At 67.9% G+C, this 24,925-nt stretch carries 26 protein-coding genes; 19 read left to right on the plus strand and 7 right to left on the minus strand.

Annotated elements, in window-relative coordinates:
• Nucleotides 1-48: 48 nt before the first annotated feature.
• Both GK109_RS17545 and nucS read right to left on the minus strand, forming a co-directional pair.
• Nucleotides 49-252, minus strand: coding sequence for a cold-shock protein (locus GK109_RS17545; protein WP_011692441.1), 204 nt, complete (start codon nt 250-252; stop codon nt 49-51).
• A 301-nt stretch (nt 253-553) separates the two neighbouring features.
• Nucleotides 554-1,249: an endonuclease NucS gene (gene nucS, locus GK109_RS17550; RefSeq protein WP_321213851.1), complete on the minus strand. Its 696-nt coding sequence runs from the start codon at nt 1,247-1,249 to the stop codon at nt 554-556.
• 115 nt (nt 1,250-1,364) lie between these two features.
• Here nucS and GK109_RS17555 point away from each other — a divergent pair, with 115 nt between their 5' ends.
• The gene (locus GK109_RS17555; protein ID WP_157241840.1) at nt 1,365-1,721 is read left to right on the plus strand and encodes an ATP/GTP-binding protein; all 357 of its coding nucleotides are present in this window, start codon (nt 1,365-1,367) and stop codon (nt 1,719-1,721) included.
• 42 nt (nt 1,722-1,763) lie between these two features.
• Nucleotides 1,764-2,564 carry an alpha/beta hydrolase gene (locus GK109_RS17560; protein WP_157241841.1) on the plus strand — a complete coding sequence of 267 codons (801 nt, stop codon included), beginning with the start codon at nt 1,764-1,766 and terminating at the stop codon, nt 2,562-2,564.
• A 33-nt stretch (nt 2,565-2,597) separates the two neighbouring features.
• Here GK109_RS17560 and GK109_RS17565 read toward each other — a convergent pair whose 3' ends face one another.
• Nucleotides 2,598-3,908: an AI-2E family transporter gene (locus GK109_RS17565; RefSeq protein ID WP_321213849.1), complete on the minus strand. Its 1,311-nt coding sequence runs from the start codon at nt 3,906-3,908 to the stop codon at nt 2,598-2,600.
• 191 nt (nt 3,909-4,099) lie between these two features.
• Between GK109_RS17565 and GK109_RS17570 the strand changes: the two genes are divergently transcribed.
• The 8 genes from GK109_RS17570 (at nt 4,100) to GK109_RS17605 (ending at nt 13,483) form a co-directional block, all read left to right on the plus strand.
• Entirely contained in the window at nt 4,100-5,803 is a 1,704-nt protein-coding gene (locus tag GK109_RS17570) for a hypothetical protein (RefSeq protein WP_157241842.1), read from the plus strand.
• A gap of 53 nt (nt 5,804-5,856) precedes the next feature.
• Nucleotides 5,857-6,828, plus strand: a complete 972-nt coding sequence (locus GK109_RS17575; RefSeq protein WP_157241843.1) for a tetratricopeptide repeat protein — start codon at nt 5,857-5,859, stop codon at nt 6,826-6,828.
• On the plus strand, nt 6,828-7,925 hold the full coding sequence (locus GK109_RS17580; protein WP_370460674.1) for an NADH:flavin oxidoreductase/NADH oxidase: 1,098 nt from the start codon (nt 6,828-6,830) through the stop codon (nt 7,923-7,925). Before GK109_RS17575 ends, GK109_RS17580 begins: the two co-directional genes overlap by 1 nt.
• Nucleotides 7,926-8,050: 125 nt before the next feature.
• Nucleotides 8,051-8,872 (plus strand): ABC transporter ATP-binding protein, encoded by an 822-nt coding sequence (locus GK109_RS17585; RefSeq protein WP_157241844.1) that lies wholly within the window; start codon nt 8,051-8,053, stop codon nt 8,870-8,872.
• Nucleotides 8,854-10,425 carry a transporter gene (locus tag GK109_RS17590; protein ID WP_157241845.1) on the plus strand — a complete coding sequence of 524 codons (1,572 nt, stop codon included), beginning with the start codon at nt 8,854-8,856 and terminating at the stop codon, nt 10,423-10,425. The genes GK109_RS17585 and GK109_RS17590 overlap by 19 nt, the downstream gene beginning before the upstream one ends.
• Before the next feature lie 21 nt (nt 10,426-10,446).
• Entirely contained in the window at nt 10,447-11,229 is a 783-nt protein-coding gene (gene nagB, locus GK109_RS17595) for a glucosamine-6-phosphate deaminase (RefSeq protein ID WP_157241846.1), read from the plus strand.
• Between the two features lie 131 nt (nt 11,230-11,360).
• A complete protein-coding gene (locus tag GK109_RS17600) occupies nt 11,361-11,702 on the plus strand; it encodes a DUF3039 domain-containing protein (RefSeq protein WP_139029610.1) in 342 nt (113 codons plus the stop codon).
• Nucleotides 11,702-13,483 (plus strand): DEAD/DEAH box helicase, encoded by a 1,782-nt coding sequence (locus GK109_RS17605; RefSeq protein ID WP_321213843.1) that lies wholly within the window; start codon nt 11,702-11,704, stop codon nt 13,481-13,483. The genes GK109_RS17600 and GK109_RS17605 overlap by 1 nt, the downstream gene beginning before the upstream one ends.
• 22 nt (nt 13,484-13,505) lie before the next feature.
• On the opposite strand, the gene GK109_RS17610 is transcribed toward GK109_RS17605, so the two are convergent.
• Both GK109_RS17610 and GK109_RS17615 read right to left on the minus strand, forming a co-directional pair.
• Nucleotides 13,506-14,144, minus strand: coding sequence for an isochorismatase family protein (locus GK109_RS17610; RefSeq protein WP_157241847.1), 639 nt, complete (start codon nt 14,142-14,144; stop codon nt 13,506-13,508).
• A gap of 9 nt (nt 14,145-14,153) precedes the next feature.
• Nucleotides 14,154-15,482, minus strand: a complete 1,329-nt coding sequence (locus GK109_RS17615; RefSeq protein ID WP_321213842.1) for a nicotinate phosphoribosyltransferase — start codon at nt 15,480-15,482, stop codon at nt 14,154-14,156.
• A gap of 379 nt (nt 15,483-15,861) precedes the next feature.
• Between GK109_RS17615 and clpS the strand changes: the two genes are divergently transcribed.
• The 6 genes from clpS to rdgB all read left to right on the plus strand — a co-directional run bounded on the left by clpS (nt 15,862) and on the right by rdgB (nt 20,203).
• Complete coding sequence (gene clpS, locus GK109_RS17620; protein ID WP_157241848.1) at nt 15,862-16,245, plus strand: ATP-dependent Clp protease adapter ClpS; 384 nt, start codon at nt 15,862-15,864, stop codon at nt 16,243-16,245.
• Nucleotides 16,238-16,804 (plus strand): DUF2017 domain-containing protein, encoded by a 567-nt coding sequence (locus GK109_RS17625; RefSeq protein ID WP_321213841.1) that lies wholly within the window; start codon nt 16,238-16,240, stop codon nt 16,802-16,804. Before clpS ends, GK109_RS17625 begins: the two co-directional genes overlap by 8 nt.
• 105 nt (nt 16,805-16,909) lie before the next feature.
• Complete coding sequence (gene murI / locus GK109_RS17630; RefSeq protein WP_157241849.1) at nt 16,910-17,926, plus strand: glutamate racemase; 1,017 nt, start codon at nt 16,910-16,912, stop codon at nt 17,924-17,926.
• The gene (locus GK109_RS17635) at nt 17,923-18,720 is read left to right on the plus strand and encodes an MBL fold metallo-hydrolase (RefSeq protein WP_370460675.1); all 798 of its coding nucleotides are present in this window, start codon (nt 17,923-17,925) and stop codon (nt 18,718-18,720) included. The genes murI and GK109_RS17635 overlap by 4 nt, the downstream gene beginning before the upstream one ends.
• A 53-nt stretch (nt 18,721-18,773) precedes the next feature.
• Nucleotides 18,774-19,532, plus strand: coding sequence for a ribonuclease PH (rph, locus tag GK109_RS17640; protein ID WP_157241850.1), 759 nt, complete (start codon nt 18,774-18,776; stop codon nt 19,530-19,532).
• Complete coding sequence (rdgB, locus tag GK109_RS17645) at nt 19,529-20,203, plus strand: RdgB/HAM1 family non-canonical purine NTP pyrophosphatase (RefSeq protein WP_321213838.1); 675 nt, start codon at nt 19,529-19,531, stop codon at nt 20,201-20,203. Before rph ends, rdgB begins: the two co-directional genes overlap by 4 nt.
• A 95-nt stretch (nt 20,204-20,298) precedes the next feature.
• Here rdgB and GK109_RS17650 read toward each other — a convergent pair whose 3' ends face one another.
• Nucleotides 20,299-21,075 (minus strand): VTT domain-containing protein, encoded by a 777-nt coding sequence (locus GK109_RS17650; protein WP_157243098.1) that lies wholly within the window; start codon nt 21,073-21,075, stop codon nt 20,299-20,301.
• An 83-nt stretch (nt 21,076-21,158) separates the two neighbouring features.
• On the opposite strand from GK109_RS17650, the gene GK109_RS17655 reads away from it, so the two are divergent.
• Both GK109_RS17655 and GK109_RS17660 read left to right on the plus strand, forming a co-directional pair.
• Nucleotides 21,159-22,169, plus strand: coding sequence for an exonuclease domain-containing protein (locus GK109_RS17655; protein ID WP_370460676.1), 1,011 nt, complete (start codon nt 21,159-21,161; stop codon nt 22,167-22,169).
• Nucleotides 22,170-22,236: 67 nt separating this feature from the next.
• Entirely contained in the window at nt 22,237-22,716 is a 480-nt protein-coding gene (locus tag GK109_RS17660; RefSeq protein WP_157241851.1) for a DUF4395 domain-containing protein, read from the plus strand.
• On the opposite strand, the gene GK109_RS17665 is transcribed toward GK109_RS17660, so the two are convergent.
• Entirely contained in the window at nt 22,697-23,818 is a 1,122-nt protein-coding gene (locus GK109_RS17665) for an ADP-ribosylglycohydrolase family protein (protein ID WP_157241852.1), read from the minus strand. The genes GK109_RS17660 and GK109_RS17665 overlap by 20 nt on opposite strands.
• Before the next feature lie 159 nt (nt 23,819-23,977).
• Between GK109_RS17665 and GK109_RS17670 the strand changes: the two genes are divergently transcribed.
• Nucleotides 23,978-24,916 carry an aquaporin gene (locus GK109_RS17670; protein ID WP_157241853.1) on the plus strand — a complete coding sequence of 313 codons (939 nt, stop codon included), beginning with the start codon at nt 23,978-23,980 and terminating at the stop codon, nt 24,914-24,916.
• Nucleotides 24,917-24,925 lie beyond the last annotated feature (9 nt).

Raw genomic sequence — 24,925 nt, forward strand, 5'->3', positions numbered from 1 at the left:
GGGACCATTGTTTCGCTGCCCGGCCGCAGCTGCGGCCGGAATGCGGGACTAGACCAGCGTTACGCCGGTAGCCTGGGGACCCTTGGCGCCCTGGCCGATTTCGAACTGAACGCGCTGGTTCTCGTCGAGGGTCTTGAAGCCGCCGGTCTGGATTTCGGAGTAGTGGACAAAAACGTCCCCATCCGAGTCATCCGGGGTAATGAAGCCGAAGCCCTTTTCAGCGTTGAACCACTTGACGGTTCCCTGTGCCATTTATTTCTCCTCATTATGGAACTTTTTAAGATCGGCACACCTCGTGCCGGCCTTGGTCACTCCGCGAGAAGAATCCTGAATTACCGTCCCGGAAAGGGAAGCGGCGTTGCAGGAGCTTCGCGCTCGCAACATGTCTTGCGAGCATGAAAAACACCTACACAAAGACTGAGACAAGAATTTCATGCCCGTTCCCGCAGGTCAACGGTTTGCACGGCGAAACGGACAAATTTTCGGCAAAAGACAGGTTAATGCGCATGTCAGGAGCTTATTCAACCGGGGTTTGAACACCTTGGCCCTGCAGTCAGAAAAGCCGTGACTCGCTGTCGTCAACGCCGCGCATGGCATCGTAGTCCAGGGTCACGCAGTCGATCCCGCGGTCGTTGGCAAGGACCTTTGCCTGCGGCTTGATTTGCTGGGCCGCAAAAATCCCGCGGACCGGGGCAAGGAGGGGGTCGCGGTTGAGCAGTTCGAGGTACCGCGTCAACTGTTCCACCCCGTCGATGTCACCGCGGCGCTTCAGCTCAATGGCCACAGTGGCGCCCTCAGCGTCGCGTGCAAGGATGTCCACCGGGCCGATGGCGGTGAAGTATTCCCGGCGGATGAGGGAGTAGCCGGCTCCCAGTGTTTCAATCTGTTCCGCCAGCAGGCGCTGCAGGTCCGCTTCCACGCCGTCCTTGATCAGCCCGGGGTCCACGCCGAGGTCGTGGGAGGACTCGTCGAGTTTTTCGTGGATGTTGATGATGAGCCGGTCGTCGGTTTTGGCGGACTGGACGGTCCACTGCTCCACCACCCCGAGTTCGAGGTCCACGTCCTCGGGGGAAATCACCCTGAGCGTGGCCGGCGGGCTCATCCAGTTGAGCGGTTTGTAGGAACCGCCGTCGGAGTGGACCAGGACGGAGCCGTCGGCCTTCACCAGCAGGAGCCTGGTGGCAAGCGGGAGATGGGCTTTGAGCCGGCCAACGTAATCAACGGAGCATCGGGCTATGACAAGTCGCACGCCGTACAGACTACCGTCTGCCGGGTGCAGGCTCCGCCGGCGGTCTCCGGGCGGCTGCGGCCGGCTCCGGCCGGTTGAGGAGCCTGCCGGCCCGCCGCTGGGGCAGAATGGATGCATGCCGCGCTCCAACCGCCCCCGCCGTCCCGTTTCCGGAAAGGGTTCCGGGTCCGGAAGAGCGGGCGCCGGAAAGAAGGGCGGCCAGGACGTCCCCGAACTCGACCTCGAACGCGCACGTGCCGGCATCGTGCGGCGGGAGACTGCGCCCGACGGCGAATGGATGGTCCGCACCATGACCGCCAAAAACGCCGAGAAAACCTACATCTGCCCCGAATGCTCCACCGCGGTGCTGCCCGGCGTCGCCCACCTGGTGGTCTGGAAGGATGACCACCTGTTCGGGGCCGCGGCCGGCCTGGCCGAACGGCGGCACTGGCACACCAACTGCTGGATGTCGCGCAGTTACCGCTACCGCTGACGGGCGGGCAAAGATGCGCCCGCTGTCGCTAAGCTGGCAGGCATGACTTTTGATCCGGCGTCGTACGAATTCCACCAGGCCGCAGGGCCCGCTCCCATCCGTGCCTCAACCGTGCTGCCCGCCAAACGCGAGCTGGTGAAGCTGGACACGGAAGACGGACACACCCTGGTGGCCGAGCTGGCGCTGCCGGAATCCGGCCCCGTGAATGCCACGTTGATCACCCTGCATCCCCTTCCAACGCACGGCGGCTTCATGGACTCGCATGTCTACCGCAAGGCGTCCTACCGGCTGCCGGCGCTTGCCGGCATCGCCGTGCTGCGGTTCAATACCCGCGGAACCACGTCCCCGCACGGAACCAGCAGCGGGGCCTTCGACGAGGGCGTCGGGGAACGCCATGACATGGAGGCCGCGGTGCGCTTCGCCGTCGAACGCGGCCTGCCCAACCGCTGGCTGGTGGGATGGTCCTTCGGCACGGAACTCGCCCTGATGTACGGAGCCGTGGAACCCGTGGCGTCCCTGGTTGAGGGCGCGGTCCTGCTCTCGCCCCCGCTGCACCGAGCCACAGATGAGCACCTGCGCCTCTGGGCCGCATCAGGAAAGCCGCTCACGGTCCTGGTGCCGGAGCACGATGACTTCCTCAAGCCGGACGAGGCCGCAGCCCGCTTCAGCCTGGTCCCGCAGGCCCGCGTGGTGGGCGTGGACGGCGCCAAGCACCTGTGGGTGGGGGAGAAGTACGCCTCCCGGGTGCTCAACGAAATTGTGGATGACGTCACCGAGGCGGGATCGGGCGCTGCCGGACTGCCGCACGAATGGAACGGGCCCGCGGCAACAGCGTCAGCCTAGGGAACGGCTGGGGCCGGGTCCGGTGACGCACACTTAGTGCTGGTCCTGCCTGACGATGTAGATCTCCCTGACCAGCAGCAGGACGGCGGCCGCCGTCGGAATGGCGATCAGCGCGCCGAGCACGCCCAGCAGGCTGCCGCCGGCAATGACTGAAATGACGGCCACGGCGCCGGGGACCGCCACGGCCTTCTGCATGATGCGCGGCGAGATGAAGTAGGCCTCGAACTGCAGGTAGGCGAAGTAGCAGATCCCGTACACCGCTGCCGCCTGCCAGCCCTCGGTGAGCGAAACCAGCAGTACCACGATCCCCGCGATCATGCCGCCTACCAGCGGAATGAACGCGAGCAGGGCCACCACGAACGCCAGCAGCAGGGCGAAAGGGATGCCCACGATGGACATCACGATGAAGGCGAAGGTGGCGTTCAGGAGGGCAACCACCGCCTGGCCGATCACGTAGTTTCCCACCGATCGGGTGATTTCCTCGGACAGCGCTTCAACGCGGTGCCGCCGGGAACGCGGCGCCAGCCGGTAGCCCCACTTCTTCATTGCGGGCAGGGCAGCGAGGAAGTACAGGCTCAACACCAGGACGATCAGGGTGCCGAAGAGGCCGTTGGCCACAGTGGAGCCAAAGCCCACCACGCCCCCGAAGATCCCGCCCATCGCGGCGGGGTCGTTGACGAACTTCTCCAGTTCCTCTGTGATCCGGTCGCGCACGCCGAACTGGTCATCCAGGCTGCGGAAAAAGTCGGAGTCTATGAAGTCCCGGATCCACACCGGTGCCTGCTCGACGATCTGGGTGACCTGCTCCACGATGGTGGGAATGAGCGTGGCAAAAAAGCCGACGACGGCGCTTATCAGCACCGTGACGGACACCAGGATTCCGGCGGGGCGGGGGATCTTCCGGCTTTCCAGCCAGCCGACCACAGGTTCCAGCCCCAGCGCGATGAACAGCGCAGCCACAATCCACAGCAGCAGCTGCGTGGTGTTGGAGCCGATCCAGTAGACCAGCAGGGCAAGTCCGACGCCCACCGTGCCCATGAAGCCCAGATAAAGGGGATGCTGCGGCGAGATTCGGGGGCCGGGGCTGCCGAACTGCGGCTGTACCGCGCTGTCCCGGCTGGCGTCTTCCCCGTTCTGGCGGGAGTACTCCGGCGGCATTTCAAACCGGAGCCTGGGTTGGGCGCCGGGGAGTGGCTGGCGCAGGCGGTGAAGCAGCAGCCCGAGGGCGGCCGCGGCGGGCCTCTTCCGGCGGGCAGCTGCGGGACCCTGCGGAGCGGCTGCCGGCGGCTGCCCACCCCCCGGGTTCTCTGGCGCCGCGGAGGATTCGTCCGTCTTGTCAGTCACTGGTTTTAAGGGCCTGTTCCGTTGATGGCACCGCGTCGGCGGGCCGGTGTGATGATCATCGCAAACACTATCAGCAGCCTTGTCAACAGCAGCGGAACGGCCCGGCCGGCGACCCGCTGGCGGTCCTCGCAGAAGCCCCGATCCGGGCCTTCGATAACAAAACGGATACTATTGAAAGGAAACCCCCGCTGATGATAGGTGTTCCCTTGCGTTTAAAGACTGCAGTCGCACTCGTGCTGCTCGGCCTCCTGACACTTCTGGCCGGCATCGGCCAGAGAACCATCTGGGCCCCCTCCGAGACTTTTACGGCCGCCGCTCCGGTGGATGCTGCCGAGGCCCCGCTGACCGTGATCGACCAAAACCTGCGCACCCTTCACGGCGGGACCGTCAAGATCAAGATCGAGGGCGACGGCAACTTCCTCCTGGCAGCGGGCCGGCCGGACGACGTGGAGGCGTGGGTGGGCCAGACTGCGCACAACACCATCACCGGCGTGTCCGGGGACGAGAAGTCGCTGCTGGTTGAGCACGCCGACGGCGAAGCCACCGCGCCCAACCCCGCCGGCTCGGACCTCTGGGTTTCCACCGAGAATGCGAGCAGCGAGCTTGAATACTCGTGGACAGCACCGGCGGACGGCGACTGGACACTCCTGCTCGCCTCCGACGGAACCAAGCCGGCGCCGGCCACCGTTTCCATGACGTTCCCCAACGACACGTCCACCCCGTGGGCCATCCCGCTGATCATCCTCGGCTCGCTGCTGATCCTGGGTGGAATCGCCCTGGCCCTGCTCTCCGCCCGCAGGCGCAACGGCGAAGGCGACGGCAAGGGCAGCGGCTTTGCGCAGCGCGCCCGGGCCCGCAATGAGGCACGGTCCTCGCGGGTAACCATGGCGGCCGCCGGAGTAGTGGCTGTTGCCGTCGTGGCCGGAACCGGTGCCGCCGCCAGCGCCACCTCGCCGGCGCCTTCCCCGGATCCGTCTTCCGCAGCTTCGCCTGCCGCGCAGGGGCAGTCCGGTCCGCCCGTCCTGCTGGATGCCCAGTTCCGCAGGATCCTGGAACAGGTTTCCAGCGCCGTTGACGCCGGCGATGCCGCAAAGGATGCGGCCAAGCTCGCGGACCGCGTGGGCGGCACTGAGCTTGAGGTCCGCACCCAGAATTACAAGATCCGCTCCCAGGTGGGCTCCTACGAGCCCCGCATGCCGGTCCGCTCCACCAAGCTGCTCACCACCGTGGTGACCAGCGACCGCGAGTGGCCGAGGTCCGTTATGGCGGTGACCCAGGGCGACGGCAACGTGGTGCCGCAGCTGCTGACGTTGGTCCAGCCCTCTCCGCGCGAGAACTACAAGCTGGTGGAAACCAACCCGCTGCAGCCCGGAACCACCTTCCCCACCATCAACCGGGACGGCACGGAGACCCTGGCCGCGGGCGACAAGACCGGCCTGCTCTACAGCGGTGAGGAAGCCATGTCCGGCCTTGCCGACCGACTGACCACAGCTGAGTCCGCCTACAAGGACAAGCTCGTGGAAGGGGAGTCCTCGCCGTACATTGCGGACACCCTGTCCTACCAGGCCGAGGTGGTGAAGGCCGGCGAGAACGGCAACTTCTCCTTCACCCACAAGGTGGCTCCGGAAAATACGGTTGTTTTCCGGACGGCTGACGGCGGCGCCCTGGTCCTGGGCCGGATCAACTTCGGCTTCGAGGGAACCCCCAAGGCCGCAGGTGACAAGCTCACCATTGGTGACGATGCCGCAGCCCTGGCCGGCGGCAAGGAAACCACCACCGGCATGGTCCTGACCTTCGCCGAGTCCGTGGCCGTGTACGTGCCGCCGGCAGGGTCAACCGACCCGATGAAGCTCGTCGCGGCGACCCGCGGACTGACGGGGGCCAGCTTCAAGTAACCCCGGTTCCTGCAGTAGCCCCGGCAGCGGCCGGAGTGGCTAGAGTGGAAAGCATGAGTTCGCCAGCTTCCCGCCCAGTCCCTCCTGCCGCTGCCAACCTGCTTAACCTGCGCGGCGCCGTCGACCTTTCCACGCTGAAGCAGCGCCCCGCGTCCCCGGCCGGGACCGGAACGCCGCAGGGCGGAGCCCCCGATGCTCCTGGCTCGCCGGAACTGAAAGTCAACGTCACCGAAGGCAATTTCCAGCAGCTGGTGGAGCTGTCAGCGCAGGTGCCGGTTGTTTTTGCGCTCTGGGCCTCCTACTCGCCGGAGTCCGCAACCATGCTGGACGTCCTGGAGCGGGTGGTGGCAAGCTACGGCGGCCGCCTGGTCCTCGGCGCCGCGGACATCGAGGCGTTCCCGCAGTTGGCCCAGGCCTTCCAGGTGCAGGCCGTGCCCACCGCGGTGGCCGTCCTCAAGGGCCAACCCGTACCGCTCTTCCAGGGCGGCGCAGACGAACAGCAGGTCCGCAGCCTCTTTGACGAACTGCTGAAGGTGGCTGCGGCAAACGGCGTGACCGGCAGCCTGGGTGCCGGTGCGGCTGAAGACGACACCCCCGCGCCCCTGCCGCCGCTGCACCAGGCGGCTTTTGACGCCATCGAGGCGGGGGACTACGCCGCAGCAGCCGATGCCTACCGCCAGGCACTGACCGAGATGCCCTCGGACCACGAGGCGAAGGCCGGCCTGGCCCAGGTGGAGCTGATGGCCAGGCTGCAGCCGCTCTCCGCGCAGGACAGCGAAGCCCTGCGGGCGCTGGCGGCCAACGAACCGGACAACCTTGAGGCGCAGCTGGGCGTGGCGGACCTGGATGTGGCAGGCGGCCACGTGGAGGATGCGCTGAACCGGCTGGTCACCTTCATCGGCAGGAACTTCGGCCCGGAGCGCGAAACTGCCCGCGTCCGCCTGCTGGAGCTGTTCGACGTGGTGGGGTCTGCGGACGAGCGGGTGGGCAAGGCGCGCCAGGCACTCGCGAGGGTCCTTTTCTAGTGCCGGCACTGTTCCAGCCGCTGAAGCTCCGGGGGCTGGAGCTCCAGCATCGGGGCTGGGTCTCACCCATGTGCCAGTACAGCTGCGATCCCGACGACGCCCCCGGCGTGCCGAACGACTGGCACCTGATGCATTTGGGGTCCTTCGCGGCCGGCGGCGCAGCGCTGATCCTCACCGAGGCGGCGGCCGTCAACGCCGAGGGCAGGATCAGTCCCCGGGACGCCGGGCTCTACAACGACGCACAGGCCGAGGCCTGGCAGCGGATCACGTCCTTCGTGCACCGCCACGGCCCGGCGGAGGCCAAGATCGGCGTGCAGCTCGCCCATGCCGGCAGGAAGGGATCCACCTACTGGCCGTTTTCCGGCAGGCAGGGCAGCGTGCCGGAGTCCGACGGCGGCTGGACCACTGTGGGTCCCTCGGCATCGGCTTTTGACGGCTATGCCGTTGCCGCCGCGATGACGGAGGAACAGATCCGCGGCGTCATCGGCGACTTCGCCGCGGCTGCCGGACGTGCCCTGGACGCAGGCTTCGACACCATGGAAATCCATGCCGCCCACGGGTACCTGCTCCATCAGTTCCAAAGCCCGCTGATCAATACCCGCGACGACCAGTGGGGCGGGGACGAAGCCGGCAGGAACCGACTGATGCTCGCCGTGGTGGACGCGGTACGGGCGGTCATTCCGGAGTCCATGCCGCTGCTCCTGAGGATCTCCGCCAGCGACTGGGCGGACGGCGGCGTGGACCTTGCCGCTTCCGTGCGCCTGGCCCGGCAGGCAGCCGAACACGGAGTGGACCTCATCGACGTTTCCAGCGGGGGTGCCGTGGCTCATCAGCACATCAAGGCCGGCCCCGGCTACCAGACCGGGTTTTCCGCCGCCATCCGCAAGGAAGCCGGAGTGGCCACCGGGACCGTTGGCCTGCTCACCTCCGCCGGGCAGGCAGAACACGCCCTTGCCACGGGACAGGCTGACGGCGTCCTCATTGCCAGGGCAGCGCTGCGGGACCCGCACTGGTGGCTGCGGGCCGCCTTCGAACTGGGCCACGACATTGCGTGGCCGCCGCAATACGAACGGGCCGTTCCCCGGCATTCATTCTGATGTCCGGCTCGATGGAGGCCCGCCGGCAGCACAAAGGCGCAGCTGGATAAGGGGCGTCGCCACGCCTTGTTTACTCCTCCTGCGGGAGGACCCCGAAGGGGTGGGCTGAGGGCTACGCTGGCTTCATGACTGCTCCGCAACCCGAGCCGGCGCTGCCACCGGACCCGGCCGCGCTTCCCGGCCCTGCGGCACACCTGCCTGCCTTGTCCATCAGGGGCCTGGCCAAGCGCTTCGGCGGCAAAATCGCCGTGGACGGCATCAGCCTGGACGTGCCGGCAGGTTCCTTCTACGGGATTGTGGGCCCCAACGGTGCCGGCAAGACCACCACGCTGTCCATGGCCACCGGCCTGCTTCGCCCGGACTTTGGCACAGCGGTGGTCCATGGCGTGGACGTGTGGCAGCGGCCGCTGGAAGCCAAACGGCTAATGGGCATCCTTCCGGACGGCGTGCGGCTGTTTGACAGGCTGACCGGGGAACAGCTGATCACCTACGCCGGGCTGCTGCGGGGAATGGACAAGGATGTCGTGGCCACGCGCGTTGCGGACCTGCTCGCGGCCATGGACCTCCAGGATGACGCCGGCACACTGGTGGTGGACTACTCCGCCGGCATGACCAAGAAGGTCGCGCTGGCCTCCGCCCTGATCCACGCGCCCCGGCTCCTGGTCCTGGATGAACCCTTCGAGGCGGTGGACCCCATCTCCGCGGCCAACATCCGCTCGATCCTGGACAAGTATGTTGCCTCCGGCGGCACCGTCATGGTGTCCAGCCACGTCATGGACCTGGTCCAGCGGATGTGCGACCACGTGGCAGTGGTGGCCGGCGGCCGGCTGCTGGCTGCGGGAACGGTGGACGAGGTGCGCGCCGGGGCAACACTTGAGGACCGGTTCGTCCAGCTGGTTGGCGGCCGCAGCCACACGGAGGGCCTGGAATGGTTGCGCACCTCCTGAGGCTCAAGCTCACCCTGCTGCGCAACGGCCTGCGCCGCAGCCCCTTGCAGCTGGTGGGCATGGCCTTCGCCGGACTGTATGCGCTCGGCCTGGTGGGCATGCTGGTGGTGGTCCTGGTACTGCTGCGCAACGCGCCGCACGATCTCGCCTACGCCGCCGTGGTGCTGGGCGGGTCCGCTGCCATCCTGGGCTGGGGAATCGTGCCGGTGGTTGCGTCGGCAACGGACATGACGCTGGACCCTGCGCGCTTCACAACCTTCGCCATCCCCATGAACCAGATGCTGGCGGGACTGGCCCTGGGCGGCCTGATCGGAATTCCCGGGCTCGCAACGTCCGTCGTTGCCCTGGCCACGGTGGTGACGTGGTCCCGGGCGGTCCTTCCCGCGCTCGCTGCCTTCGCCGGAGCAGTGCTGGGGGTGATGACCTGCGTGGTCATCGCCAAGGTGGTCACAACGGCGACGGCAAGCCTGGCAGCGTCACGGCGCTTCAAGGACATCAGCGCCGTCGCCTTCATGGTGCCCCTGGTCCTGATGGGACCCATCGTGGCCGGGGTAGGCCAGGGCATCTCCTCGTCCGCCGGATTCCTCCCCGGCTTTGCCCGGATGCTGTCCTGGACGCCGCTCGGGGCCCCATGGTCCATTGCCGGTGACGTCGCCGCCGGCGAGCCAGGCGCGGCAGCCCTGAAGCTGCTCCTGTCCGCGGCAACACTTGCCGCCCTGGCGTGGGCCTGGAAGGTCCTGCTGGAGCGGGCGCTGGTGACTCCTCCCTATGCGGGAAGCGGGAAGAGGAAAGGCGGCAAGCTGGGACTTTTGGGGGTCATGCCCGCGGTCCCGGCCGGGGCGGTGATGGCCAGGTGCCTCACGTACTGGTTCCGGGACCCGCGGTATTCGGGCTCGCTTGTGGTGATCCCGTTGCTTCCCGTGGTGCTGCTGTTCCAGGGCAGCCAGACCGGGGATTACACCAGCCTGGCTTTCCTCGCCCCGATGTCCGCGTTCATCCTCGCCTGGTCCATCTCCGCCGATGTGTCCTATGACAACACCGCGTTCGCCCTCCACCTGGCCACGGGCGTCCGGGGCGTGGCGGACCGGCTGGGCCGTGCCCTGGCCTGCCTGGCGTTCGCCCTGCCGGTGGTGCTGGTGTTTGCGCTGGGGTACTCCGCCTTCACGGGGGACTGGGGTGCCCTGCCCGGCCAGCTGGGCCTCAGCCTGGGCGTCCTGTTCACCGGCCTGGGCCTGTCTTCGGTTGTCTCCGCACGCTACACCGTGGCCGTTCCCTTGCCGGGCGACAGCCCGTTCAAAAAACCGCCGGGCAATGTGGGGCAGACCCTCGCGGTCCAGTTCGGCGGACTGGTGCTCCTGATGGTCCTGGTCCTGCCGGAGGCCGGGCTCCTGGCCGCCCAGCTGGTCACCGGCAACCGGATCTTCGGCTGGATCAACCTTGGCGCAGGGACGGCCCTGGGCCTGTGCCTGTTCGTGGCAGGCGTGCGGCTGGGCGGAAAATGGCTGGATGCCCGCGGTCCCGAGCTCTTGGCCCAAGTGGCCGTCAACCGCTGAAAAACTTCGGAAAGGAAGAGCATGGAAGTAGTCATCCTCAACGGCAGCAAACAGATCGGTAAGCTCGCCGCTGACGCCATCGAGGAACTCCTGCGGCGCAAACCGGGTGCTGTCCTGGGCCTGGCAACGGGCTCGTCCCCGCTGCCCGTCTACGATGAGCTGGCCGCCCGGCACGACCGGGACGGCCTGGACTTTAGCCGGGCGCACGCATTTGCCCTGGACGAATACGTGGGCCTTCCTGCCGGCCATCCCGAGTCATACCGCGAAGTCATCCGGCGTGAATTCACCAACCGGGTGAACATCTCCCCGGAGAATGTGCACGGACCGGACGGGACAGCCGAGGACATTCCGGCGTCCTGCCGCGCCTACGAGGAAGCCATCAGCGCCGCCGGCGGAATCGACCTGCAGCTCCTGGGAGTGGGGACGGACGGCCACATCGCGTTCAACGAACCGGGGTCCTCCTTCACCTCCAGGACCCGCATCAAGAGCCTCGTCGAGCAGACACGCCGGGACAACGCCCGGTTCTTCAACAGCCTGGCCGAGGTCCCGCACCATGTCCTCACCCAGGGCCTCGGAACCATCATGGAGGCGCGGCATGTCATCCTGGTGGCAACGGGCGCGCGCAAGGCCCAGGCGGTCCGCGACTTCGTGGAGGGTCCCGTCTCGGCCATCTGCCCGGCGTCGATCCTCCAGTTCCATCCGCACGCCACCGTCCTGCTGGACCAGGCCGCCGCCTCGGCGCTGAAGCTGGCGGATTTCTACCGCCACACCTATGACAACAAGCCCGCCTGGCAGGGCCTCTGACCACCGGCTGGCCGCTGGCTGACCGCGGGCCGGCAGCCAGGGTGCCCGGCGGAAAAGTACGACGGCGGCCGGTTCCGGGCGGCGCGGCGGCAGCGTCCGGCGTCGAACGTGGCCCCGCTCGAACGGCTAAGATGGTTCGCATGACTAGCATGACGGACCCTCTCGAGAACGACCCGATGCGCGAGCTTTCCGGGGCTGGATCGTCCACAGCCACCATTGAGCGCGAGGAACTGCGCCAGGAAGTGGAACCCGGGGACCGGGAGCGCTTTTCGCACTATGTGCGCAAGGAAAAGATCATGGAGTCCGCGCTGACCGGGGAGCCCGTCATCGCCCTGTGCGGCAAGGTCTGGACGCCGGGCCGGGACCCGCAGAAATTCCCGGTGTGCCCGATGTGCAAAGAGGTCTATGACGGCCTCCGCCCGGGCAACGACGGCGGCAAGGGTCCCGGAGGGGACTCGGGCAACAACAAATAGTGACGGAGACGCTCTTTGGCGGCCCCACCCTGCCTCCGGCTTATCCGGAACGCGCAGCCTGGGGAACCGCCCCGAAACTCCGTGCCTGGCAGCAGGAAGCGCTTGACCTCTACCTGAGCAACAGCCCCCGTGATTTCCTCGCGGTAGCAACCCCCGGCGCCGGCAAGACCACCTTTGCCCTCCGGGTGGCCTCCACGCTCATCGACTCCGGCGCCGTGAACAGGGTGACCATCGTGGCGCCCACGGACCACCTCAAGCGGCAATGGGCGGATGCGGCGGCCAGGGTGGGAATCGCCATCGATCCCAACTTCAAGAACTCCGACGGCCAGCACGGCCGCGGCTTCATCGGGGTGGCCGTCACGTATGCCCAGGTGGCCAGCAAGCCGCTGCTGCACCGTGCCAAGACCGAGGCCGCCCGCACCCTGGTGATCCTGGACGAGATCCACCACGGCGGCGAGGCCCTGTCCTGGGGCGACGGCCTGCGCGAGGCGTTCGACCCCGCCGTGAGGCGCCTCTCCCTGACCGGTACGCCGTTCCGCTCGGACACCTCGCCCATCCCGTTCGTCGAGTATGCCGAGGACCGGGACGGGATCCGCCGCTCCAAGGCCGACTACACCTACGGCTACGGCAACGCCCTGCGGGACCACGTTGTCCGCCCGGTGATGTTTATGGCCTATTCGGGGCAGATGCGCTGGCGGACCAGTGCCGGTGAAGAGATGGCGGCGTCGCTGGGGGAGGCCGCGGTGACCAAGGACATCACGTCCCACGCCTGGCGTACCGCCCTAAACCCCGCAGGCGAGTGGATTCCGGCTGTCCTGGCCGGTGCGGACAAGCGCCTCAGCGAGGTCCGGCGGACCGTCCCCGACGCCGGCGGCCTGGTGATTGCCACGGACCACGAGGACGCGCGCGCGTACGCCGGGCAGCTCAAGAGGATCACCGGGGAGTCGCCCACGGTCATCCTTTCCGACGACGCGAAGGCGTCGAGCAAGATCGAGGAATTCACCGCCAGCGAGAAACGCTGGATGGTGGCGGTCCGGATGGTGTCCGAAGGCGTTGACGTGCCCCGGCTTTCCGTGGGCGTGTACGCCACATCGACTTCAACGCCGCTGTTTTTTGCCCAGGCTGTGGGGCGTTTCGTGCGTGCCCGCAAACGCGGGGAAACGGCGTCGGTCTTCCTGCCCTCGGTGCCGCAGCTGATGGCCCTGGCCAACTCCATGGAGGCGGAGCGGGACCATGCCCTGGACCGCCCCGAGAAGGAAGACGGGGACGGCCTGTTCAATCCCGAGGACTCGCTGATGGCCGAGGCCAACCGCGAGGACAAGGCGTCGGACAGCCTGACCAAGGGCAAGTTCGAGGCCCTGGATTCACAGGCGTCCTTTGACCGTGTGCTGTTCGACGGCGGCGAGTTCGGCACGGGCGGCGAAGTGGGGTCCGACGACGAGATGGACTTCCTGGGCATTCCCGGGCTGCTGGACGCGGAGCAGGTGGGCACGCTGCTGCGGCAGCGCCAGCATGAGCAGCTGAACCGCAAGAACCGGAAGGCTCCTGCGGCGGCCGAAACCCCGGCGCCGGCCGTCCCGGACCACCGGATGCTGATGGACCTCCGGAACGAGCTGGCCAAGAACGTGGCCGCCTGGTCAGCCCGGACCGGTACCCCCCACGGCGTGGTGCACACCAAGCTGCGGACGGTGTGCGGCGGACCGCCCGTTGCCCAGGCGAACGAGGAGCAGCTGCAGTCGCGTCTGCGGAAGCTCCAGGACTGGTTCATCGGCCGGAAGTAGCGGCCGAAGCCACCAGGGCCACTCAGGCGACGTCTACCCCGCCGAGTTCCATTTCGGCCACCGCGTCCTCCAGGTCCTCCGCGATCCCCGCGGTCAGGGACCGGAGGACGGTGACCGAGTAGCCTGCCTGGACGGCGTCCAGGGCGGTGGCCATGACGCAGTAGTCGGTGGCGATTCCCACCACCACAACGTCCTCGACGTCGTGGCTTTGCAGCCAGTCATCCAGCCCGATAGCGTCCTCGTCCGGGGCGAATTTTTCCTCGCCTGCCGGTCCGGGCAGGGCCCCGGGCCGGCGTTCCCCGGTGGGTACTGCGTCTTCAGGGGCCAGCAGGCCCTCGAAGCCGGAGTAGGCAGCGGCGAACTGGCCTTTCTGGAAGTACGCCTGGATGTATTCGGTGTCGAGGTCCGGATGGAGTTCGGCGCCCCGGGTCCCGGCCACGCAGTGCGGCGGCCAGCTGTCCTTGAAGTCCGGTGTGTCGGAGAAGTGGGCGCCCGGGTCGATGTGCCAGTCCTGGGTGGCCACGATGTGGTCGAACTCGCCGTGGTGGGCGTCCACGTATTCGCTGATGGCGCCGGCAACGTCCGCACCGCCGGACACGGCGAGCGAGCCGCCTTCACAGAAATCGTTCTGGACGTCGACGATGATCAGTGCGCGGGACATCAGTCCTCCTCAGTTGTCTTCATAGAGAGTCGGGATGGCGGCTTCGCCGCGCTGCAGGCGGTTGACCACCGGGGGGAGTTCCGCCATGGAATCAGCATGGCGCTGGCGTGCGCGAAGCACCCCTTCATGGCCGGTCCAGCCCGGCATCACCTCGCCGTTCTTCATGAACTGCTGGAGCAGCGGGCGGTCATTGCCGTCATCCTCGGGCCGGTGCCCCACGCCCACCACTTCGGCAGTGGCGATGCCGCGTTCATCCAGCTTGCGCAGCGCGTATTTGCGGCCGCCCACACTGGCCTTGTTCTTGGCCGCCTTGGCGACGGAGACGAAGTTTCCGTCATCGTCCGTGCGGCTGACCAGTTTGTAGACCATGCTGGCGGTGGGTGCGCCCGAGCCGGTGACCAGGGAGGTGCCCACCCCGTAGGAATCGACCGGGGCGGACTGCAGGGCCGCAATGGCGTACTCGTCGAGGTCGGACGTGACCACGATCTTGGTGTTCTCGTTGCCGAGGTCGTCCAGGAGGCGGCGCACCCACTGGGCCTGCGCAACCAGGTCCCCGGAATCCAGGCGGACCGCTCCCAGCCGGGGACCGGCAAGGTCCACTGCCGTGCGGACGGCCGCTTCGACGTCGTACGTGTCCACCAGCAGGGACGTATGGTGCCCGAGGGACGCAATCTGCGCCTCGAACGCGTCGCGTTCGGTGTCGTGCAGGAGGGTGAAGGAGTGGGCGGCGGTGCCCACCGTCTTGATCCCGTAGCGGATGCCGGCCTCGAGGTTGGAGGTGCTGTCGAACCCGGCAATGATGGCCGCCCTGGCGGAGGCGGTGGCCGCTTCCTCGTGGGTGCGCCGGGAGCCCATCTCGATGCAGGGCCGGCCTCCGGCGGCACTGACCATGCGGGACGCGGCAGAGGCGATGGCGCTGTCGTGGTTCAGCACGGACAGCAGGTAGGTCTCCAGCATGCAGGCTTCGGCGAAGGTGGCTTCGACGATCAGGATGGGGGAATTGGGAAAGTACGCTTCACCCTCCGGGTAGCCCCAGATATCCCCGGAGAAACGGTAGGAGGCCAGGTATTCGAGGGTCTGGGCATTGACTACCTTGGTGCGCTCCAGGAACTCCAGCTCCGCTTCCCCGAAACGGAAGTTGGCGATGCCCTCAAGCAGCCGTCCGGTGCCGGCCACGATCCCATAGCGCCGGCCGTCCGGCAGGCGGCGGGCGAACGCCTCGAACACAGATTTGCGGTGCGCGGCCCCCGAGTGGAGCGACGCCTGCAGCATGGTCAGCTCGTAGTGGTCGGTGTAGAAAGACGTGCGGGGATGGTCCCAGCCGGCGGAGGTACTCACGAAAGTTACTCTAGTCCCCACCGGCTCCCGCGTCTCGCTCCGCTTCGCCGCGGGGCCCTCGCCGGTGTGGGCCCACCCACCGGCTCCCGCGTCTCGCTCCGCTTCGCCGCGGGGCCCTCGCCGGTGTGGGCCCACCCACCGGCTCCCGCGTCTCGCTCCGCTTCGCCGCGGGGCCCTCGCCGGTGTGGGCCCACCCACCGGCTCCCGCGTCTCGCTCCGCTTCGCCGCGGGGCCCTCGCCGGTGTGGGCCCACCCACCGGCTCCCGCGTCTCGCTCCGCTTCGCCGCGGGGCCCTCGCCGGTGTGGGCCCACCCACCGGCTCCCGCGTCTCGCTCCGCTTCGCCGCGGGGCCCGCCCATCATCCCCATAGAATGGATAGATGACCATAAGCGTTGCGCCCGGCCCCGATACACGGGAGGGCACCCGGACCGGAACAGCGGAATCCACCGATTCCCTGACGGCACCGGACATCCCCTGGAACCTGGTGATCTGGAACGATCCCGTCAACCTCATGAGTTATGTGAGCTACGTTTTCCAGAGCTACTTCGGCTACTCGGAGAGCAAGGCGAACAAGCTCATGATGGAGGTCCACAAAAAGGGCCGGTCCATTGTTGCCTCCGGCAGCAAGGAGCAGGTGGAGCGCCACGCGGTGGCGATGCACGGTTTTGGCCTGTGGGCGACGGTGGAGAAGGCCAGCGGCGGGAACGGCGGCAGCACCCGCAAATCCGGCGGACCGGGCCAGGGCAAGGGGAAACGTGGCTAAGGCATTCAAGTACGGACTCAAGGGCATTACCGGCTATCTTGAGCCTGCGGAGCGGGACCTGCTGCGCAGCCTGATCAGTGACGTCATTTCCATGCTGCAGCCGGAGGAACGGACGGGGCAGGATCCGCTGGCTGCCCTGATCGGCCTGGACATGGACGTCGCCGAGCCTTCGGACCGCGCCGTTAAGCGCCTCCTTCCCAACGTCATGAAGGACGACGCCGGCGCGTCCCTTGAGTTCCGCCAGCTCACCGAGCGGTCGCTGCGGGAGACAAAGATCGGCGCCCTGCAGGCGGCCGCCCTGGACCTGGACAAGGACGAGATTGTGCTGACGCCCGAAGGGGCGAAGCACTGGTCCATGGCGCTGAACGACGTCCGGCTTGTCCTGGCCGAGCGGCTGGACATCCAGGATGAGGAGGATGCCGAACATGTCCACCTCATGCAGGACTGGTCCCAGGCGGAGGACGTGGAAAGCTACCTGGCGCTGGTCTACAACTTCGCCACCTGGCTCCAGGAATCACTGGTCCAGGCCATGCTGCAGTCCCTGGACGCCCGCCGATGAGCGGCGCAGGCCGGTCTCCGTCCCCGTGCTGTGACACACCAGACATGAGCTGCTGGCCACAAGATCACCGCCGGGGCTGCAGGGAAGCCCTATCCTCGAATAATCATGAGTAGAGCCTCGAGCATTGATCCGCCGGCAGGCGCTGCAGCCGGGTCCGCCGCAAGCGACACCCCTGCCGCCGCCGTGGAGTCACGGCCCATCGGTGTCTTTGACTCCGGCGTGGGCGGCCTGACGGTGGCACGGTCCATCATCGACCAGCTGCCCAATGAGTCCATCCTCTACGTGGGGGACACGGCGCACGGGCCCTATGGCCCCCTGCCCATCGCGGAGGTGCGGGCAAACGCCCTCGGTGTGATGGACGAACTCGTGGACTCCGGCGTCAAGCTGCTCACCATCGCCTGCAACTCGGCGTCGGCCGCTGTCCTGCGGGACGCCCGGGAGCGCTACACGGCCAAGTACGGCATCCCGGTCATCGAGGTCATCCAGCCGGCGGTGCGGCGTGCCGTTGCCGCTACCCGCAGCGGACGGGTCGGCGTGATCGGCACCTCCGCCACGGTAGGGTCCCGGGCCTACGAGGACACGTTTGCCGCGGCTCCCGACCTGGCGATCACCTCGGTGGCGTGCCCTGAGTTCGTCAGCTATGTGGAGGCCGGCGTCACCACCGGACCGGCCCTTCTTGCTGTTGCCGAGGAGTACCTTGCACCCCTCAAGGCGGCCGGCGTGGACACGGTGGTCCTGGGCTGCACGCACTACCCGCTGCTCACGGGGGTCATCTCCTACGTCATGGGAGCGGACGTGACCCTCGTGTCCAGCGCCGAAGAGACCGCCAAGGACGTCTACCGCGCCCTGGCCACCCACGGTCTCCAGCGCACGGACGCCACGCCCCCGGAGCACCACTTTGTGGCCACCGGCGACGCCGGCCAGTTCGAGGCCCTGGCCAGGCGGTTCCTTGGCCCGGAAGTGCTCTCCGTCCGGCACGTGGACCATGTGTCCGCGCAGTACCCCACCGGCAGCCTTGCCCGGATCACCCCCGAGATGATCGCTGCCGCCCAGGGCGCCGCCGCCCGTCCGCGGATCTCCAACTTCGTTGGGACGTCAGTGACCGGGGGGCCGGGCCAGTGAAGCTCACCATCGTCGGCTGTACCGGTTCCTTCCCCGGCCCCGGATCGCCCGCATCCTGCTACCTCCTGACCGCGAACGACGGCGAGCGGACCTGGAAAGTGGTCATGGACCTGGGCAGCGGCGCACTGGGTGCCATCCAGCGGTACACGGACCTCGAGGACATCGACGCGATCTTCCTGACCCACCTGCACCCCGACCACTGCATGGACCTCTGCGGCCTGCACGTGGCCGTCCGCTGGAAGCCCGGCGGCTGGGGCCGGGGACGGATTCCGGTCTGGGGACCGGCCGCCACTGCAGACCGGATGGCCACCGCGTACGGGCTGCCGCTGGACCCTGGCATGCATGAGGAATTCGACTTCACCAACTGGGCCGAACGCCAGCCGGTCACCGTGGGTCCCTTCACCGTGACCCCCTATGCCGTGAACCACCCCGTGGAGGAGGCCTACGCCCTGCGGGTGGAAGTGGTGGAACCGGACAAGGAGGGAAACACCGTCTCCCGGACCCTGACGTACTCCGGTGATACCGATTCCTGCGCCGGGCTTGAGGAAGCCGCGAAGGACGCAGACCTCTTCCTGTGCGAAGCTGCATTCGAGGAAGGCCGCGACGACGGAATCAAGGACGTCCACCTCACCGGCAAGCGTGCGGGGGAGGCCGCCGCGGCGGCGGGGGCACGCCGGCTCCTGCTGACGCACATTCCGGTATGGACGTCCCAGACCACCGTGATGGCCGAGGCCCGGCCGGTGTTCGGCGGCGATGTTGCGGTAGCGGTTGCCGGCGTCCACTACACCATCTAGGCCCCGAATCAGGGCCAGGCGTCGGCAGCACCTGCAGTGGATAAGCTAAAGGCATGACTTCTGAAGCAACTGCAGTGCCCATCGTGCGCGCCGACGGCCGCGCTCCCGACCAGCTCCGGCCCATCAGCATCACGCGCGGATGGTCTTCCCAGGCCGAAGGATCGGCCCTGATCGAGTTCGGCAACACCCGGGTCCTGTGCACCGCCTCCCTGACCGCGGGCGTCCCGCGCTGGCTCAAGGGTGAGGGCCGCGGCTGGGTCACCGCCGAGTACGCCATGCTGCCGAGGGCCACCAACACCCGCTCCGACCGCGAATCGGTCAAGGGCAAGATCGGCGGCCGCACCCACGAGATCTCACGGCTGATCGGCCGTTCGCTCCGCTCGATCATCGACACCAAGGCCCTCGGCGAGAACACCATCGTGCTGGACTGCGACGTCCTCCAGGCTGACGGCGGAACCCGCACGGCAGCCATCACCGGCGCCTACGTTGCGCTCGCTGATTCCATCCGCTTCGCCCGGGACAACAAGCTGATCGCAAAGAACGCCCAGCCCCTCATCGACACCATCGCCGCGGTGTCCGTGGGCATCATCGACGGCGTTCCCATGCTGGACCTGCCGTACGTGGAGGACGTCCGGGCCGAAACGGACATGAACGTGGTGGTCACCGGGTCCGGCAAGTTCGTGGAGGTGCAGGGCACGGCTGAGGGCGCACCCTTTGACAGGGCAGAACTGGACCAGCTCCTGGACCTTGCCCTGCTGGGCACCACGCAGCTCGCGGCCATCCAGCGCGAAACCCTGGCAGACACGCTGTGAGCGCGGCCGCCGCCGCCCCGTGGCAAGGTGCTGCCCCCCGCCTGGTCCTCGCCACGCACAACAAGGGCAAACTCCGGGAACTGCGTGAGCTGCTGCGGGGACAGGTGCCCGGGCTCGACGTCGACACGCAGGTGGTGGACGCGGCGGCTGCAGGTGCCCCGGACGTCGTCGAAACAGGCGTGACGTTCGCCGAGAATTCGCTGCTCAAGGCGCGCGCTGTCGCCGAGGCCACCGGCCTGGTGGCCATCGCCGACGACTCCGGCCTCGCCGTGGACGTCATGGGCGGAGCACCCGGGATTTTCTCAGCCCGGTGGGCCGGCAGCCATGGCGACGACGCCGCCAATCTCCGGCTCCTGCTCAGCCAGCTCTCGGACGTTCCGGACCACCATCGGGGCGCCGCCTTCGTCTGCGCGGCGGCCCTCGCGGTCCCGGACGCGGACGGCACCCCCGGACGCGAGGTAGTGGAATACGGGCAACTCGAAGGGATCCTGCTGCGCGAGCCGCGGGGGAACGGCGGCTTCGGCTACGATCCGGTACTCCAGCCCGCGGGGGAGGACCGCAGCTGTGCCGAGCTGTCCGCCGAGGAAAAGAACGCCATCAGCCACCGGGGCAAGGCGTTCCGCGCGCTGCTGCCCGCCATCGTCGAGGCCCTGCAGGCGCCAAAGTCCTGACGCCCGCCGGTGGACGGCTCGCTGGGCAAACAAAAAAGGTGTGCACCCCGCCGGAGCGGGGGCACACCTTTTGCGTAGGATCCCTGGCCGGCTTCCTAGGGCAGGCGCGGCGTCTTCTGCTCGTCCTCGGGGGCGTGCTCTTCGATGAACTCGTCCACCGGATCGGTGCCGTAGGCCTTCGCCTGCCGCTTGGCGGAGATGCCGCGGAGGACCTCCACGCCGATGGGGAGGACCGAAACCAGGACGATGGCGATGAAGATGATGTCCAGGTTCTCGCGGACCCACGGCACGCGGTCACCCAGCAGGTAGCCCAGGAGCGTCACGCCGCCGCCCCAGAGCACTGCACCGATGACGTTGAAGAGGAAGAACTTCTTTTTGCTCATCTGGGCCACGCCCACGATGACGGGAACGAAAGTCCTGATGATGGGGACGAAACGGGCCAGGATCAGTGCCTTACCGCCGTGCTTTTCGAAGAACGCGTGTGCGTTTTCCACGTTCTCGCGCTTGAAGAGGCGTGAGTTTGGCTTGTTGAAGATGGCGGGGCCGGCCTTTGAACCGATGAGGTAGCCGGTCTGGTTTCCCACGATGGCCGAGATGATGATCAGCAGCGCGAACAGCAGCACGTTGAACTTGATGGTGTCCGTGGCCACCAGCAGTCCGGCGGTGAACAGCATGGAATCACCCGGCAGGAAGAAGCCAACCAGCAGGCCGGTTTCCGCGAAGACGATTCCGCAGACCAGGAGGACCACCCAAGGTGCCAGGGCGGGATCGGCCAGGAAGACCTGGGGGTTCAGCCAGTCGGGCAGGAAGGAGGCCAGCTGGGGCTGCACCGGTCCTGCCCCGCCCAGCATGGACACGGCGAGGTCATTCATCACAGGAAAGTTCACCTCTCAAGGGTACTTGACAGAGTTGTGCCTGCACGGAGGGGCGGCATTCCGGCGGTAAGGTGGGGGCCGTGGGTTTGGACTTTACGGCGATCGACTTTGAGACTGCAAACGGCTTTCGGGGCTCGCCCTGTGCAGTCGGCCTGACCAAGGTCAGGGGCGGCCGGGTCGTCGAGGAAGCTTCCTGGCTCATGCGGCCGCCGCAGGACCACGACCACTTTGACTACCACAACGTCCGGATCCACGGCATCCGGGCCGAGGACGTTGCAGGCAAGCCCCGCTTCGGGGACCTCTTCCCCGAGATCGGGGCCTTCATCGGCGACGACATCCTCGCGGCGCACAATGCTGCCTTCGATCTGGGCGTGATCCGTTCCGGCCTGGAGGTCTCGGGCCTGCCGGGGCCCGCTTACGACTACGTCTGCACCGTGATGCTCTCCCGGCGGTGCTATTCCCTGGTGTCCAACTCCCTGCCGTTCGCCGCGGAGGAAGCCGGCGTTCCCCTGGTGAACCATCACGACGCCGCCGAGGACGCGCGGGCGTGCGCGGGGATCCTGATCGACATAGCCCGCAGGAACCAGGCCAACAGCATCGCCGAACTCTACCTCTCCCTGGGACTGGTGATGCCCCGGCAACAGGCTTTCCACCCCGCGACGGATGCGCTCTCCAAACCGAGCCTGGCCGCCCTCTCGGCTGCGTCCGGCAGCACTGCTGCGCCGCTCCGGCCCTTCCAGGCGGGCTGGCCGGAGGAGGGCGCCAACCCGCTGCCCAACCCCGACGCCGAGCCCGGCCATCCCCTGTACGGGCAGACCGTCGTCTTCACCGGGCAGCTGTCCATGGGGCGCCCGGAGGCGAAAAGACGCTCTGCGGACGTCGGCGCCCGGCCCGAAAGCCGCGTAACCGGACGCACCACGGTCCTGGTGGTGGGCGACGGCTTTGTCGCCGCAGACCTTCGGTCCGGCAGGCTGACGGGCAAGGCCCGCCGGGTCCTGGAACTCCATGAGCGGGGGCAGGCCATCGAGGTGCTCTCCGAAGGGGAGTTCCTGCAGATGGTGGGCGGTTTCGCGGCCGCGGGCATCGCCTGAGGTGCCCGCCGGTTCATCCGGCGCAACAAACCTTGGTTGCGGGACAGACCGCTCCTAGCCTTGGCTCATGAGTTCCGTGTTCGCCTTCCCGAATCCCGTCAATGAGTACGCCGCACGCGTGACCGCGGGCCTGGTTGTGCTGCTCGCGGTTGTGACGGCAGCGAGCGGCTCAGTGTGGGGCCTGCTGGCCATCGCCGTCGGGTTCTGGCTGCGCGTGCTGTTCGGGCCGAGGGTTTCGCCGCTGGCGCTCTTGTCCGTGAAGGTCATCACGCCGCGGCTGGGACGGGTGAAGCTGGTCCCCGGACCGCCAAAGCGCTTCGCGCAGGGGATTGGGGCCGCAGTGTCCACCACCGCCCTGGTCCTGTTCGTGGCCGGGGCAGCGCCCGCAGCATGGGCAGCACTGGGCATCCTGGTCGTCGCGGCGTCACTTGAGGCTTTTGCAGGCTTTTGCCTGGGGTGCGTGATCTTCGGGTTCCTGCAGCGGAACGGACTGATTCCGGAGGACGTCTGCGAGGCGTGCAACAACATCAGCCTTCGGCGGTCGTAACCCTCACCAGCAGATCGGCCATGCCGCGGACCGCCTCGGGCGCTTCCAGCGATCCGAGCCAGTCTGCGGGCAGGCACTCCTCGCCGTAGAAGGCCCCCAGGATATTCCCGGCCAGCGAACCGGTGGAATCGCTGTTCCCGCCGTGGTTCACCGCCAATGCCAGCGCCGTCCGGAAGTGCCGGACGGGCAGCGTGCCTGCGCCGGCGTCGTCCGTGCCTTGTTTGTCCCCGCCCGTACCGCCTGTGCCTGGCGCAGTGGCAAGCACCGCGTAAAGCGCGACGGCGAGTGCTTCCGCCGCGGTCCGGCCTTCACCCAGTGCCTCCGTGAGTTCCTCCGGGCTGACTACGCCCTCGCCCGCGAGCCGGAGGGCGGATTCCAGGCGGTCGGGCAGTTCCGGTGCCACCTCGTTGAGCGAACGGGAGCGGGCGGCCACTGCGGCAGCCGCCTCGTGGAGCCCTTCGCCCGTGACGAGCCGGTGGATCAGCAGGCTGAAGATTCCGGCACTCTGGCGCGCCGCCGGGTGCCCGTGCGTCAGGGAGGCGGCGTCTGCACTCAGCTTATAGACGGAGTCGGGCGTGATGTGCGGGACCAGCCCGAACGGCGCCGACCGCACCACCGTTCCGCAGCCCTTCGACACCGGATTTACCGGGCGGAAGACAGTCCCCATCTCACCCGTGGCCAGCCCGGAGATGGACGCCTTGTCCGGACGCCGGCGCTCGTGGAGCACTGACTGGCGGTCGATCCACCGCGGCTGGGGTGCGGGGGCCGCCGCAGGGGCAGACTCTCCCTGCGTGGCCAGCCACCGGAGGTACGCGAGCCACAGGCAGGCGTTGACGTCCGCGCCTACCCCGGAATTCGCCCACTCAAGTGCCTCCACCAGTCCGTCAACCGTGTAAAGGGTCAGCTGGGTCTCGTCCGAAAAGGGGCTCCCGGACAGCTCACGGAAATCGGTAAGGCCGTGCCCGCCGAACCGGCGCCGGATCTCCTCCATCGAGTCCGTGCCGACGGCATAGCCCAGGGCATCGCCCAACGCGCCGCCTAGCAGGCAGCCGTGGATGCGTGATCTCAGTGCGGGCGCGGACGGGCCGGGTTCAATGCTCATGCTGCAAATTTACCGCGGCAGCGGCCGGCTTCCTGACGGGTGCCGGCCATCGCCGTCCGGGTCAACGCGCGGGCGCGGCAAACGCCCGGAAGCAGCTGGAATAATGGAGGGGTTGCCCGGCGGCCGCACCGCCATCTCCTGCCTACCAAAGGGTCCACCATGAGCACCCCCGCCCTTGACCATCACGACGCCTTGCTGCCCCGCGGTCCGGAGGCCTCACGCCCCGGACTGCTGCCGAGGCTGGGGGCCGAGGCCTTCGGCACGCTGTTCATCGTGGTGGCCGGCCTCGGTGTTCCGCTGTTCACCATCCCGGACTCCAGCCCCCTCCCTGCGGCGCTTGCAGCCGGCCTGGCCGTGACCGCCGCGATGCTCGCCTTCTCGCACGTTTCGGGCGGCCACTTCAACCCGGCCATCACCGTGGGGCACCTCCTGGCCGGACGGATCCGGGCCGGCGCCGCAGCCGCCTATGCCGGTGCCCAGCTGGCCGGTGGACTGGCTGGTGCCCTCGCCCTCTTCGGAATCCTGCGCACCCTCCCGGGGATTGCGGACAGCCGCACCGCTTTCGACACCGTCACGGCCGGCTTTGGCGAACACTCCATCATCCAGGCGCCGCTCGCTGCGGTGCTGCTCCTTGAAATGCTCGGCGCCGCAATCGTTGTTGCGGTCTTCCTGGGGACGTCCGGCAGGGACAATTCGCAGGACGGCGGCGGCCGGTCCGCCGCTGCCGTGGCGGTCGGCCTGTCCTTTGCGGTCCTCCTGCAGCTGGGCCAGTCGGTGGGCAACCTGCCGTTTAATCCTGCCCGCGCAGTCTCGTCCGCCCTTTTCAGCTCGGGCTGGGCTGCCGGGCAGCTGTGGGTTTTCCTGGCTGCCCCGGTGGTGGGCGCTGCCCTTGCGGGACTGGTGTTCCGGAGCTTCGGAGCGGCCGCTGGCGGACGCCGGCCGGCTGTCAGCGCGGTCCCCGGGACGCAGGGCGCAGACGTGTCCCCGCCCGCAGTGCCCGCCGTTTCCGGTGCGGACGGACGCCCCGATCCACGCACGGACAAGCCCGGGCCGGGGACCAGCGAAGCCCAGGACTTCTTTGAAGGAACGCGGGGCTGATCCCGGTGC

Origin of the sequence: Pseudarthrobacter sp. GA104 (genome assembly GCF_009741265.1) — a bacterium.
GTDB lineage: Bacteria > Actinomycetota > Actinomycetes > Actinomycetales > Micrococcaceae > Arthrobacter.